At 42.1% G+C, this 14,751-nt stretch carries 9 protein-coding genes; 6 read left to right on the top strand and 3 right to left on the bottom strand.

The window, feature by feature from the left end; translation table 11 throughout:
- The first annotated feature begins 843 nt into the window (after window positions 1-843).
- The 6 genes from NT178_02220 to galT all read left to right on the top strand — a co-directional run bounded on the left by NT178_02220 (window position 844) and on the right by galT (window position 11,949).
- Entirely contained in the window at window positions 844-1,167 is a 324-nt protein-coding gene (locus tag NT178_02220; GenBank protein ID MCX5811348.1) for an Hpt domain-containing protein, read from the top strand.
- A 19-nt stretch (window positions 1,168-1,186) separates the two neighbouring features.
- The gene (locus NT178_02225; GenBank protein MCX5811349.1) at window positions 1,187-3,727 is read left to right on the top strand and encodes an ATPase, T2SS/T4P/T4SS family; all 2,541 of its coding nucleotides are present in this window, start codon (window positions 1,187-1,189) and stop codon (window positions 3,725-3,727) included.
- 46 nt (window positions 3,728-3,773) lie between these two features.
- On the top strand, window positions 3,774-6,650 hold the full coding sequence (locus tag NT178_02230; protein ID MCX5811350.1) for a response regulator: 2,877 nt from the start codon (window positions 3,774-3,776) through the stop codon (window positions 6,648-6,650).
- Window positions 6,651-6,677: 27 nt separating this feature from the next.
- Window positions 6,678-7,253, top strand: coding sequence for a GGDEF domain-containing protein (locus tag NT178_02235; protein MCX5811351.1), 576 nt, complete (start codon window positions 6,678-6,680; stop codon window positions 7,251-7,253).
- Entirely contained in the window at window positions 7,254-10,718 is a 3,465-nt protein-coding gene (locus NT178_02240) for a response regulator (GenBank protein MCX5811352.1), read from the top strand.
- A 226-nt stretch (window positions 10,719-10,944) separates the two neighbouring features.
- Window positions 10,945-11,949 carry a galactose-1-phosphate uridylyltransferase gene (gene galT / locus NT178_02245; protein MCX5811353.1) on the top strand — a complete coding sequence of 335 codons (1,005 nt, stop codon included), beginning with the start codon at window positions 10,945-10,947 and terminating at the stop codon, window positions 11,947-11,949.
- 110 nt (window positions 11,950-12,059) lie between these two features.
- On the opposite strand, the gene NT178_02250 is transcribed toward galT, so the two are convergent.
- From NT178_02250 to NT178_02260, 3 genes are all read right to left on the bottom strand, one after another.
- Complete coding sequence (locus NT178_02250; protein ID MCX5811354.1) at window positions 12,060-13,187, bottom strand: NAD(P)/FAD-dependent oxidoreductase; 1,128 nt, start codon at window positions 13,185-13,187, stop codon at window positions 12,060-12,062.
- Window positions 13,188-13,310: 123 nt separating this feature from the next.
- Window positions 13,311-13,925 carry a cysteine hydrolase gene (locus NT178_02255; protein ID MCX5811355.1) on the bottom strand — a complete coding sequence of 205 codons (615 nt, stop codon included), beginning with the start codon at window positions 13,923-13,925 and terminating at the stop codon, window positions 13,311-13,313.
- A 116-nt stretch (window positions 13,926-14,041) separates the two neighbouring features.
- Window positions 14,042-14,751 (bottom strand): MFS transporter (locus tag NT178_02260; protein ID MCX5811356.1); only part of this gene is annotated, 710 nt, incomplete at its 5' end.

Consider the following 14,751-nt stretch of genomic DNA (forward strand, 5'->3'; position numbering starts at 1 on the left):
TAACCAACTATTCGTTTTGTAAAAGGTTTATTTACTATGTTTTTTTGAAAGTCTGCCCTTTTAGAGTAAAAGATTTTAAATAAGCTGTATAATATGAAAAATGAGCAGCGCAAAGAAGCGCGTAGGATAAATAACTCCATAAATCTCCCTTTTCCGGGCTCAAACCACCTCTGGTTTGAATACCAGCTATATCCATATCCTGTACCAGCAACTCAGAGAGAACATACACTTATTATTCTTATGAAGGACTCTGTATTGTTAAAAAAGGAGTTTATATATATCCGGGCCATGTTATCCCGCATTCTTCAAGGATTACAGATTATTCACAACTGGAATATCCCCAGCTAAAAGACTATTTCTTGGAAGATGTAAGAAAAAAAGTCAAGGAACATCATACAGCGCTTGAAAACATATTTATAAAACTTAAAAACAAAATGTCATCTGCCTGAGAAATATCTAAATCCATTGAACTTGAAGAACTTAGGTCGATAGTTGAGTCGGAAATATATTTAGAAATATTCAAAATTACTTTTTCTGATGATCATACCATGCTCTACCTGAACGTAATAAAAAAACTGGAAGACAAATTGTATCTCAACTACAATATCATAGTAATGCTGTATTTAGATTCATTGTAATTTTTTTATGATAACAGGTTAAAACTGCAACTGCTCGTTCAAGAAACCCGCCTTTTAAAAGCGAAGATATTCGTCTTTATTTAAAGTTCTTTTTGTTTTCAAAAACAGATGTTGCATAACCTGTTGAAAAACAATATTCATCAAGTTATTATATGTTTTGTAAGCATGTAGGATAAGCATCTTTTGAAAGGAGGAGCAATTCCCCATGACATATGATACCGATACAAGTAAAGGGAAAACAATTGTTCGCATAGACAAGGATTTGGAAGACCTGATACCCGGATACCTCGAAAACAGACAAAAAGATATAAAGTCCCTGCTGGTCTCCCTTGGGCGCGAGGATTATGAGAGCATACGGATTATAGGACATAGCATGAAAGGCTCTGGTGGAGGCTACGGATTTGATGATATCTCCACACTTGGCAAGTCAATAGAGGAAGCAGCAAAAGATAAAAATTATGAAGCAATCAAGAGATATGCCTATGAACTTTCAATTTATCTTGAAAACATTGACATAATTTATGCATAACCCGGACAGACCTTTAATTTTGAGTATTGATGATGATCCGGATATAAGGCGGCTTATCGAACAGATACTGATTAATAATAATTACGAGGTTGTTGCTGCCGAAAACGGAAAAAAAGCACTCCAGATAATTCACACATTGAAACCTGATCTAATTTTGCTTGATGTATTAATGCCGGACATGGATGGTTATGAAACCTGTTACCGGTTGCAGCAAAATACTGAAACTGCATATATACCTGTTTTATTTCTAACCGGCATTGAAGAAGAACAGAACAAAGCAAAGGCCTTTGCTGCAGGGGCAGTTGACTATATAGTAAAACCTTTTAAAAGAAAACTACTCCTTGAAAAAATTAAACAACATATAAATACAAAAACCCGTTGGAAAACAGTGGAAAAAGGGATTGTTCCGGAGCAGGAAGGAAAAATCACTCCTTCAGACTTTATTCAATTCAAAGAGTTTCTTGCCGAAGAACTCGGCTTTTCCTCTGACATAAAAGACAGGCTTATGCATACTATCCCTTCTCAAATCTATTCGATGCTTTCGGATTCAGGCATTCCGAGTAGTCAGGTGGCACAGCTTATCGCAAAGTTTTTTAGATTTCGTTACACGCCTATTATAGACCCCGATGATGTAAATCTGGGCATACTTTCTACACCTTTTTCGAAGAGCAACTCTGTTGTTGCCGTTAAGTCAGAGACTATGGACAATACGTATGTTCTGAGCAACCCTTTTAACTGGGAACTTCTTGCAGTTTTGAAAAAAAATTCAAGGTCAAAACAGATAGATATCGTAATCACTGAACCGGAGAATATAGCCTCATTATTAAAATACGGCACAACCGCTGCAGATCAAATGATTGACAAGCTCGAAGAAAAGATAAAGATTGCAAGACCTGCTTCTGAAAAAAAGAGCCTCATTACTGAAGAAGAAACTGAAAAACGTCCCGTGGTACATATTACAAATACAATTCTTTACACTGCCGTAACCAGCAAGGCAAGCGATATTCATATCGAACCAAAGGAAAAACATACCATAGTCCGATTCAGGATAGACGGGGATATGAGAGACATGTTTTCTCTGAACAAGGATACGGGCATTATGGTATTGACACGGTTAAAGGCCCTTGGAGGGCTTGATATTACAGAACGGCATAAACCACAGGACGGTTCCCTGGAAGCCATAATCAATAACAGAAGTTTCAAGCTCAGACTTGCAAGCACCTCAACACCCAGTGGAGAAAGTTTAATCATAAGGATGCTTGAACCGGATGCAAAGCAAAAGGATCTGAAAGAACTGGGAATGATGGATCAACAGTTCGAGACAATGCATGATTTTGCAGGACGAACTAAAGGCATGGTTCTCGTTGTCGGGCCAACCGGTTCAGGGAAAACCACTACCATTTATAGCCTCCTCTCCCAGATAGATTGCCAAAAAAGAAGCCTTATCTCAGTTGAAGATCCTGTTGAATACCGTATAACTTTTGCCAACCAGCAACAGGTGGATGATAAAAAAGGGGTGACTTTTGAAGCAATTCTTAAATCCTCAGTAAGACAGGACCCTGATATTCTGTTTATCGGTGAGGTAAGGGATTCCTATTCGGCAAGCATTGCCGTTGATTTTGCAAGCACAGGACACCTTGCGATTACAACCTTGCATACATCGAACGCCACTACTGCAATATTCCGTCTTGAAAGGCTTGGAATTAGTAGAGGTCAGATGGCAGACTCAATCCTTGGTATTGTTGCCCAGCGATTATTGAAAAAGCTCTGTCCCTATTGCAAAGAGATAGTGCCCATCTCTGATGAAGAGGCAGATATGCTTGCACCATTCACAGATCAACTGCCTGTTGAGGTTGCCCACCCTGTAGGCTGTCCGAAATGCAGTGAAACCGGTTATGCCGGACGCGAAGGGGTCTATGAAATCATACCCTTCGAACCTGAAACAATAGAAATGGTACGGGCCAATAAATCTATTGTCGAGATACGAGAATATGTAGCTAAAACCGGCGTTAAACTTATCAGCCACCATGCAGTGGAAAAGGTCAAGGAGTTTCTCTTTTCACCACAGGCTGTATACGAAAAAATACTTGTGGAAGAACAACTTTTACAAACGCAACAAAGTACACAGATGGCCGATAAAATCCCTGACATACCTGTGATTGAACAAATATCCGTTCTGGTTAAAACAGACAGCGAAAAGATATCAATGCTGGTCGTTGAAGATGATATGGATACCCAAAGACTGATAACCCGTTACCTTCAGGGTGAGGGTTATGATGTAAGGGTTGCCAATGACGGCATTGATGCCTTAATGCAGTTGGCGCAAAAGAATTTCAATCTTATCCTCTCGGACATTCAGATGCCCAATTTAGACGGATTTAAGTTCATGGAACTGAAACAACAAAAGGGCATAGAAACTCCCTTGATTTTCATTACTTCACAAGATAGCGATGAAGACGAGATCAAAGGTTTTAAACTCGGCGCAACAGACTTTATCAAAAAACCGGTAAAGAAGGATGTCCTGTTATTAAGAATTAAAAAGGCTCTCAAAGGCATCTGAACTTTCGGTGCATACAAAAAAGAAGAAATGTTCGGAGGCAGTATCTATGGAAGATATGTATAATACAAAAAAACAACTTATTGATGAGCTTCAACGATTGCGTCAACGGAATATTGAACTGGAAAAGCTGGAGATCGAGCACAAACAACTGGAAGACCTTGTTATTCGTGCCAAACAGGAATGGGAATATACATTCGATTCCGTGCCCGATCTGATTGCACTCATTGACGGTCAACACCGTATTATGCGGGTAAATAAAGCAATGGCAGATAAGTTGGATCTTTCACCAAAGGAAATGGTCGGGATGCCATGCTATAAATCGGTTCATGATATGGAAACCCCGCCTGTTTTCTGCCCCCATACCCTCTTATTGGAGGATGGACAAATCCATAACGCAGAACTTCAAGTAGAGGCTTTCGGAGGTTTTTTCTCAGTAACTGTCTCTCCGCTATATGATGAAAAAGGTAATCTGATTGCCTCTGTTCATGTTGCCCGCGACATCACCGAACTTAAGATGGCAGAGGATGCGCTTAAAGACAGCGAGAACTACTTAAAATCCATATTAAACTCTGTGCAAACAGGGGTCATGCTCATCGATGTCGATGAACATAAGATCGTTTACGCAAATCCTGCGGCTATCACAATGATTGGAACCAATGAAAAAAACGTCATCGGCAAGACATGTCACACCTTCATATGCCCGGCAGAAAAAGGGAAATGTCCGATTTCCGACCTCAAACAGACTGTCGATAATTCAGATAGAATTCTCATAAATGCTAATAGCGAGAGAATACCAATTATTAAAACAGTTGTTCCCATAAAAATAAGCGGTCATGCATACTACCTGGAGAGTTTTGTCGACATTACCGAACGTAAGGGAGCAGAAGAAAGAATTCAGGAACAAGTGCATTTCTTGCAGGTGTTAATTGATTCAATTCCCGCACCGGTATTCTACAAGGACTTACACGGTTTATACGTGGGCTGCAATCGAGGTTTCGAGTCTCATCTTGGTCTGCTTAAAGAACAAATTATCGGCAAATCTGTTTATGACGTAATGACAAAGGAAGTGGCTGAACAGATTGATAAAATGGACATGGCCCTTTATAGGGAGCCGGGGATACAACGGTATGAAACAACTGTTGCTCATCCCGACGGTTCAAACCATGACGTAGTATTCAGTAAAGCTACCTATATAGACAGGAAAGGAAGCATTACCGGACTGGTCGGGGTAATCCTTGACATTACTGATCTTAAAAAAACTGAGATTGCTTTGCGGAAAGCAAAGGAAGAAGCAGAAGTTGCAAACCGTGCAAAAAGTGAATTTCTTGCAAGCATGAGCCATGAAATCAGAACTCCAATGAATGCCATAATAGGCATGGCTGAACTTCTCATGGATACGCCACTCACCTCTGAGCAGGAAAAGTATGTCCAGGTTTCCCGGGGCGCAGGGGAAAACCTTCTTGGACTCATAAATGATATCCTCGATCTTTCTAAAGTGGAGGCCGGCCAAATAAACCTGGAACATATAAGCTTTGATCTCATGGATGTCATTGAAAGGACCTACGATATTCTGGCGCTCCGGGCTAATGAAAAAGCCCTGGAGCTGACCTGCCATGTATCCCCGGATATTCCCGCTTACTTGATTGGAGATCCGACACGATTGCGACAGGTTCTGGTTAATTTAATCGGAAACGCAATAAAATTTACAGAAAAAGGTGAAGTTGTTGTCGAAGTAAGCAAACAAGGTTCAGAAAAAGAGGTTCAAGGTCTTTCAGATTCTAAATCCAAAATTCTAAATTCTAAATCAGAAATAGTTACCCTTCTGTTTTCTGTTCGCGATACGGGTATCGGCATTCCGGATGAAAAAATTAATATGATCTTTGAAAAATTTACTCAGGCAGATGCTTCAACTACAAGGAGATATGGCGGAACAGGCCTTGGATTGACCATTTCAAAAAGGATTATCCATCTCATGGAAGGTGAAATCCGGGCTGAAAGCAAAGTCAATGTTGGAACCACTATGTTCTTCACAGCATGTTTTAATATTCAGGAGGGCTTGAAAGAAGAGAAGACCTTGCCTTATAATGTGAATTTAAAAGATGTTAAAGTTCTCGTCATTGATGATAACGCTACAAACAGAATGATTTTGAGAGAGATGCTAAGCAGCTTCGGCGCTCAGGTAACAGAGGCGGAAAACGGCAAGACCGGTCTTGAAATACTGGAGCACAGCGTTGTTGGAAAAGAATTGATAGGGCTTGTTTTTCTTGATTATCATATGCCTGATATGGATGGTTTTGAAGTAGCAGAACGTATTAAAAAAAATGAACAGCTCAAACATGTCTCTGTAATTATTCTTACTTCAGGATTTTCTAAGAGCGATAAGGAAATGGCCCATCAGTTTAACATCACGTCAATACTATTTAAGCCGATCAAACGTGCTGAACTAAGAGAGGCAATCAATATTGCAATGCATTATATCCCTCATAAAGATGATGGAGCTCAAGCCCACGTTGTTCAACCATCTCCCGGTGAAAAAGAGGTTTTACATGTACTGATTGTTGATGATAATGAGGATAACCGATTGCTCTTCTGGTCATACTTTAAAAATACGCTTCATAAAACAGATTTGGCAGAAAACGGCCTGGTGGCTTTAAAAAAATTTACAGAAGGTCAGGGAAAATATGATCTGGTTCTGATGGACATGCAAATGCCGATAATGGACGGTTACACAGCTACTTCACAAATAAGGGCATGGGAAAAGAAAAACGGGCTTGAACCAACGCCGATCATTGCCCTTACAGCATATGCCATGAAAGAAGATATTCAGAAAAGTCTTGGGGTCGGATGCAACGGTCATATAACAAAACCGGTAAAAAAGACACAGTTTCTTGAAGCTGTTGCCGCTTATGCTAAGAGAAAATAAATCTGAATTTATACATTAAGGAGAGATATGATTGACAGAGAAAAAGGTTGGCAAGACAAAGCAACAAATCTACAAAAGGACATGTCATATTTATTGACCCATGATTCCATTACAGGGCTTCCGAATCGGGCACTTTTTTATGACCGCCTCGACATGGCTATCATTCAAGCACAGCGCAATAAGGAAAGGTTTGCTGTTATGATAGTTGATCTTGATGATTTTAAAAAGATTATTCATACCAACGGCCATCTCGTTGGCGAAAGCCTGTTGAAAGAGACAGGCGTACGACTCACAAAATGCATCAGAAAAGTGGACACCGTGGCTTATCTCGGAGGAGATGAGTTTGCAATAATCCTGCCGGCAGTTATGCGAAAAGACAACACCATCAAGGTTGCAAGAAGCATAATTAAATCCTTTCAGTACCCCTTCGATATTAATGAAAGCTTATTTTACCTCACCGGAAGCATCGGCATCTCCATTTTTCCGGAGCATGGAAACCTGGCAGAGGAGTTGTTGAAGAACGCAGATATTGCATTGTATTATGCCAAAGACAAAGGGAAGAATAATTTTCAATTCTATTCGTACGCATTGAAGGCGCTTTAGATGCCATCACAATTCCTCAAAGGTCAAATGGATTATATCTTCTTCTTCTACGGATTGGCACTTCTTATACTTGCCGCAACATGTCTTAGTTTATACAAAAGAGAGAGGTCTGATCTTCCCTGGATGTTTTTAGGGCTTTTCGGTTTAATACAAGGTCTTAACGAATGGCTTGAGCTTTTATCCATCAGTCTGTGGGACACGCCAGGCATTACTGTTTTACGACTTTTCCTGCTAATCCTCTCATTTATCTTTCTTATAGAATTCGGGCGGGCAGGGAGTATTGCTCTGACAGGAAAGGGTCCTGGGCGCTGGATTTATCTGCCGCTTCTATGCTTAGTCCTTTTAGGCGGCTTTTCGGGCATAAATGGCTTAGATACTTCTGCCAGATACGCCCTGGGGCTAACAGGCGGTTCATGGACAGCCTTCGTTTTTTACCGTGAATCCCTGATTAAAAAAGCCGGCGGAAAAATAATGGTTATTGCGGCTTTAGCAATGGTTTTGTATGCTGTTGCATCAGGCATCATCGTTCCTCAGATAGATTTCTTCCCCGCATCCTTTATAAACAATGAAACTTTTTTTAAGGCTTCGGGCTTTCCCGTTCAATTGCTCCGGGGGGGGCTCGCAATTATCATTGCCGTTGCTATCTGGATATATCTTAACACCTTCAGACAGACAAAACGCATGGAATATGGCGTAACGTCACATGACTATTATTCTATTATTATGGTTGTTTTCATGTTTTTTGTTTTAATAGGAGGATGGTTTGCTACTGCTAAAATGGACTGGCATGCGAGAAGAATACTCCGGCTTGAATTCCTCACGAGGGCAAATATTATTGCTGCCGCTATGCCTTTGGAAAAGGTTAAAATCCTTACCGGCTCCCCTGATGATGTGAGTCTAACGGGCTATAATCAATTACGTGAGTTGCTGGCTAAAATAAGTGCAGCGCAGAAGGATCTCCGTCGTATCTACCTGATAAACTCTAAAGAAAATAAAGTATTATTTTATCTTGATGCTCAATTTGATAGACCGAAGGAATTTAACAACCCTTCAGTGCTGCCGGGCGATATTTACGAGAATGCCCCTTGGAACATCAAGGAGGTGCTTGAATACGACCACGGCACAGTAACCGGTCCTCATGTTGATTCTCGCGGCACCTATGTTTCTGCTTTTTCCCCTATCCGCGATCCTGTTTTACTGCAAAATTATGCATTCATTGCAGTGGATATGGACGCACTGGAGTGGAAGAGGCTTGTCAGTATTTACCGTCTCGTTCCAATATGTGTTACAATAGTCATTGCATTGATATTGTTTGGTTTTATTGTTGTCATGCAACGTCAGAAAGAAGACACCGAAAGAATCCTTGCAGCAGAGGCGGCATTGCAGGAACAGTTCCAGTTTATCCAGACAATTATGGAAACAATACCAAGTCCTGTTTTTTTCAAAGACAAAAAAGGGGTTTTTCAAGGGTGCAATAATGCCTTTGAGCAATTCACCAACAGGCCAAGACACGAAATTGTCGGCAAAACTCTGTACGATATATTATCGCCGAATTTGGCGGAAAAAGATCATAAAATGGACATCCTGCTCCTTCAAAACCATGAATATCAGGCCTACGAATTGGAGATCCCCTATCCCGGGGGTGCTATACACGATTTTATTTTCCGCAAAGCCCTCTATAAAGATACCGATGGATCCCCGATCGGCATAGTAGGCATTCTTCTTGATATTACTGAACAAAAACAGGTAGAAGAAAGGCTGAAAGAGTCGAAGGAGGCAACAGAGGCATTAAACCGGCAACTCGAATCGGTAGCCATAGAGTCAAAACGCTTGGCAATAGAGGCTGAAAAAGCCAATGTTGCAAAAAGCGCTTTTTTAGCAACTATGAGTCATGAAATCCGGACACCGATGAATGCTATTATCGGCATGGCAGATCTTCTCCGGGAATCTCCTTTAACACCGGAACAACAACAGTATGTGGAGATTTTTAAATCAGCCGGTGATAACCTGCTTTCGCTTATTAATGACATTCTGGACCTGTCAAAGGTTGAATCCGGGCAATTGAGTCTGGAAATTGCTGAATTTGATCTTCTGGAAATTATTGAAAAAACATGTGAGGTCATTGCTGTTCAGGCTCACAAAAAGGGGCTTGAGGTGGCCTGTCACATTCAACCGGATGTCCCCCGTTACGTTAACGGCGATTTTACCCGTTTAAGACAGATCTTAATCAACCTCCTCGGCAATGCCGTCAAATTTACCGAAAGAGGAGAGATAGTCCTGGAAGTAAAAAAACCGGTATGGAATGAGGACATGCCTCAATTCGCAACCCCCTTCACAAATTTGCAGGTGCTGCAATCGGAAATCACCCTCATCTTTTCTATAAATGATACAGGTATCGGCATTCCACCTGATAAAATGGATGCCATTTTCGAACGATTTACCCAGGCAGATTCTTCTATAACAAGACAATACGAAGGTTCAGGACTTGGTTTAACAATTTCAAAACAACTGGTGGAAATGATGGGTGGGCAAATATGGGTGAAAAGCGAGGTCGGAAAGGGGAGCAACTTTTTCTTTACAGCAATGTTTGACTGTTGTGATAAAGAAAGGGAGATTGTCCGGATACCCGATGTAGACATAAAAGGATTAAGGATTCTTGTTATTGATGATAATGCAACAAACCGTTTTATTTTAAAAGAGATGCTGATCAGATGGGGGGCTGTCGTAACAACAGTAAAAAATGGCGCTCAAGGGCTCGTTGCAATTGGAAAGGCAAAAAAATCAGAAACACCTTTTAATCTGGTGCTTCTGGACGTCCGTATGCCATTTATGGATGGCTTTTCCGTTGCGGAAAAAATCGGAAGCGATCCGGACCTGATGGGCACAACCGTCATAATGCTCACCTCTGAAAGCCGCACAGGCGACACAAACAGGGCAAAGGAATTGGGAATAGCGGCATATCTCATGAAACCAGTTAAGCAGAAAGACCTTCAAAACGCCATTAAAGTTGCCCTCGGAAAGACCATAATTGCAAAGGAAATAAAATCTGATACAGCCCCGGCTTTACAAAAAGATCAACGGCCTCTTCGCATCCTTCTCATCGAAGACTCTGATGACAACCGCCTGCTCATAAAGGCATATCTAAAAAATACCCCTTATCTTATTGATATTGCTGAAAATGGCAAGATTGGCATAGATAAATTTAAGAATAATGTCTTTGATCTGGTTCTAATGGATATGCAAATGCCTGTCATGGATGGGTATACAGCTACCAAACAGATCAGGGGGTGGGAGCAGGAGAACAATCTAAAACCCACACCAATAATAGCTTTAACGGCTTATGCCTTGAAAGAAGATGCTCAAAAGAGCCTTGATGCAGGATGCAATGCCCACTTGACAAAACCGATAAGAAAGAATTTTATGCTGGAAAAGATTTTTGAATATACAAACAAATTGCAGGTATAAAAGGTATCCCGTGGCTTTCCGGGTAACCACTTGTTGGTGTTTCTCGACGTACTTTGTAGTACGCCTCCGGCTGATAGTAGGCTGCTGAAAGACTTGTTTTTCCTGTTGTTAATATAATCTGTTTGGCATAAAATCAATTTATTAATCCACGGTTTTCTGTTAACAGACAAAGTAAGCTTAGACCGTTAAAAAGTTAACTGTGAGCAATTAAAACTGGGGGTGAAACATGTCAGAAGTCCGTTTAAACCTTATAACCGGCGATTGGGTTGTGATTGCGACAGAACGTGCAAAGCGCCCGGAAGATTTCGTCCATATAAAACAAAAAAAGGAAGTACCAGCTTACGTTGCTACCTGTCCCTTTTGTAAAGGAAATGAGGACAAGACCCCGCCAGAAACCTTTTCGCTAAAAGGGCCTGATGATAACTGGCTGGTAAGATGCGTGCCGAATAAATTTTCCGCCTTTTCACCTGAGGGCGAAATAGTCAAAACAAAAATAGATTTTAAACAACACATTACAGGCGTTGGGCTCCATGAAGTGATTGTTGAGGCACCGGAACACAATATGACAACTGCATTGCTCCCTGTTGCTCATATTGAACAAATATTGCTTGCCTATAAAAATCGTCAACTCGCATTTTATGAAGACTCAAGAATTGAGCATGTGATTATATTCAAAAATCACGGCGAAGGCGCTGGCACCTCTCTGGAACATCCCCATTCACAAATTGTCGGCACGCCGGTATTTCCGGGACAGGTCATGCACCGTCTCGAAGAGGCAATCAGGAACTATTATTACGTTAATTTTGGAGAATGTCTTTATTGCTTGTACTTGAAAGATGAGCAAAAGGACAAAATACGAATCATCAGTGAGAACGATTCCTTTGTCGCCTTTGTGCCCTATGCCGCTTTGTCGCCTTTTCATGTATGGATTTTTCCCAGGAAACATAACGCATGTTTTGGCCATATAACAGAAACGGAAATATCAGATCTTGCCGTTATACTTAAAGATACGCTTTTGCGTATCTATGTCGGACTTGATAATCCGGATTTTAACTATGTCATAAGGTCTTTGTCGTCGGCAGGCGCTGATTCAAAGTTTTTTCACTGGTATATGGCAATAATACCGAAGGTAACTCAGATAGCAGGATTTGAACTCGGTACAGGCATGTTTATAAATACTGCCATGCCTGAAGAAAGCGCCAGATTTTTAAGAGAAGTAAAGATTCTGTAAGCAAAATAAAGCTGGAACTGAGAAGATAAGGTACTAAGAAGTCTATAACTATTTTATACAACATACTGTAAAAAACTGATGATTAAGGCAATACACACCTCTCCTTCGGATCAATACATGAACCGGTCTCCGTTGACCAATCCCGTCTCTTGAACTGTCTTTTCAATGAATTTTCCCATAGCCTCGGCAAGTGCATCCGCTCCATTTTTTGCGATATCGTTCATCTCCTGGTGTAATAACCATAACTCCTTTAAGAACACCTTTATTCCCTGTATTTTTCTCATATAAAGCTCACCGGCTGTATTGTTTTCGGCGATGGCCTCTGTCACTGCCTGAGCTGCCAGGACTCCGCTTTTCAGGGCAGCTCCGATCCCTTCGTGAGTAAAGGGAAAAAGCATACCCGCTGCATCTCCGACCAACATGGCATTATCTTTTGCAGGCACAAAGGTGCCATTCAATAAGTCGCCATGCAGCACAGGGATAACACATCCGTCCCGCCAGAGAGGTTTCACGTCAGGATGGAATCCATAGCGCCCCAGTATTCGCCGCATTGTGACATTAATCTGTCGAATATTGCCCCCTTCGATGAGTAGAAAATGTTCTTTGTAATTTATGTCGAATCTTGGCGATGAAGCTATGAGAGGGAAAAACCAATGAAATCGGTCTTTCTCAATCGACAGATTTTCTTCATAGCATTCCCGGTATGCGGGCCGGTAGCGCACCTTCAGGTCCGGGCAGACGAACTTCCTCACCGCAGAATAGGCCCCGTCAGCGCCTATCAGGAACCTGGTATTAATAATCTCAGTTTCTTTGTTTTCTTTCTTAAGCGCCACCTCGTAACCTCTGTCAAGCTGTCTGATATTGTAGACCCTGGCGCCGTCCTTTAACTGCGTCCCGGCTTCCACTGCCTTTTTGCACATCCAGTAATCGAGGTTCTTCCTCCACCCCACAGGAATAGGGGCTGGTATATCCACTAAAGCTTCCGCTCCCACATGAAGGGTAATACCGTTATATTGGCCCTGTTCGATGAGGACGTCTTTCGGTATGTCTCCGAAGTTTTCCTTCATCAGGTCTTTTGCCCAGTACCCCATCACCATTCCTGAGCATACCTTGTCCCGTGGAAGTAGCTTTTTTTCCACGAGCAGTGTTTCCAGCCCGGCATCGGCGCATATTTTTGCCGCTACACTACCGCCAGGACCACTGCCCACAACAATAACATCCCATGCTGTTTTGTTCATCAAACCTCCTCCAGCATATAATTTCCTTCTATTTTGTTGTCTACTAGAGGTGCTGTAGTGCAGCTTCTTCCAGGGAAGCAGGGCACACCATCCGTGTCCATATGCCCCATCTTCTTTTTCAGTTCAGATAATGCCCCAGCAGCGGAGTAGATCATTTGACTTTACAATTTCACCAAAAAAAGAATCTATATTGATAAGCGACCATTTTTTGGCCTCCGAACTGGTCCCCTCAGTCAAGTCTTCGGGAACAACTATATGGTAATCCCGTGCGAATCCATCCCGCGCTGTAGATTCTATACAAACATTTGTAGCCAATCCTGTCAAGATCAACGTTTTTACATTGCCAATCCTCAGAAAGTGCTCCAGATATGTTGAAACAAAACCGGAATGCCTGTATTTGGGTATTACCAATTCCCCTTCAACCGGTAAAACTTCATAAAAGTCCGAGTATGAAGGATCGTAGTGCCTTTCGATGCCATGGCGCTGATAATGTTCGAGTGCTACCGGCGAGCTGAGAGATGCAATTTTTGTCATCTTTAAATGAACGATATGTTTAAGCGCTTTCCTTGCCTGGTTCAGAAATAGGTTGAGCCGAATCGCAAGTGCTTTGGCAATTTCTACATCAAAGCCTGTTCTGTGGAAAATCCCGCCTTCACAACAATAATCCTTCTGCATATCCACTATAAGAAGTGCGGTCTGTTCCGATGCAGCTTTCCGCGTCAGGTTGCTAATATCCATGAGTTCCTCCTATTTAATAAACGATGGGGGTGAGGCCAGGATCATCATAAGGACTATCCTGGCCTCGGTTTGGGTGTTGGAAATCTATATATTAACGCTTACACATGCTCTCAGGGTCAAGACGTGACGATCGGCTGCTTACCTCTGAATGGCTTAAGTAGATGGTCATCGCGCGTTGGTTTTTTCGCCATCTTTGCAACCTTCCTTGGCGCCGTTTCTACATAGGCCGTCGAGATAACCATAACCAATAGTCCTGCTATTGCAGCCATCCACATGGGTGCATAAAGATCGAACTTATCGGCAAGTGCGCCCGCAATAGTCGGCATAATGGCTGCACCGATAATCTCACCTACTGCCGTAGGAACGCCCACGGCTGTTCCGGCAAATTCAGGCGGTACAGCTTCGGGGGCCAGGGTGCCCACATACAAGGGGAAGAACGCGCCGCCGAACATACCCCAGAAGAAAAAGAGGATGGAGAAAGCAGTGAGGGTAGTGCCCACAGGCATAGCGATGATCCCAACACCTGCGAGGCAACATAGCAGGCCGCTGATAATAATGGCGGCTTTACGTCCTATGCTGTCCGACAACCGTCCCATAATTATCATCCCGAGGAATCCACCGATACCGGAGGCGCCCATAGCAAGACCGATGCCTTCCATGCTCATGTTGTGAACCTTGGCAAGAAATAATGCGGAGAAGCCACTGTAAATCCAGAGCCAGGCCATGACCGGTATGCTGTTGATAGTCGAAATGATTACATTCTTGTATTTGAGCACATCGGTGATTTTTACCTTATGCCCGTGCTGCATAACAACCCTTTCCTTGC

The sequence above is a fragment of the Pseudomonadota bacterium genome, from assembly GCA_026388255.1.
Lineage (GTDB): Bacteria > Desulfobacterota > Syntrophorhabdia > Syntrophorhabdales > Syntrophorhabdaceae > JAPLKB01.

What these genes read in the sequence shown, in the direction of transcription:
- NT178_02255 (MCX5811355.1), bottom strand. Translation starts at nt 13,925, where the DNA reads ATGGATATTAGCAACCTGACGCGGAAAGCTGCATCGGAACAGACCGCA.
- NT178_02235 (MCX5811351.1), top strand. Translation starts at nt 6,678, where the DNA reads ATGATTGACAGAGAAAAAGGTTGGCAAGACAAAGCAACAAATCTACAA.
- NT178_02250 (MCX5811354.1), bottom strand. Translation starts at nt 13,187, where the DNA reads ATGAACAAAACAGCATGGGATGTTATTGTTGTGGGCAGTGGTCCTGGC.
- NT178_02220 (MCX5811348.1), top strand. Translation starts at nt 844, where the DNA reads ATGACATATGATACCGATACAAGTAAAGGGAAAACAATTGTTCGCATA.
- galT (MCX5811353.1), top strand. Translation starts at nt 10,945, where the DNA reads ATGTCAGAAGTCCGTTTAAACCTTATAACCGGCGATTGGGTTGTGATT.
- NT178_02240 (MCX5811352.1), top strand. Translation starts at nt 7,254, where the DNA reads ATGCCATCACAATTCCTCAAAGGTCAAATGGATTATATCTTCTTCTTC.
- NT178_02230 (MCX5811350.1), top strand. Translation starts at nt 3,774, where the DNA reads ATGGAAGATATGTATAATACAAAAAAACAACTTATTGATGAGCTTCAA.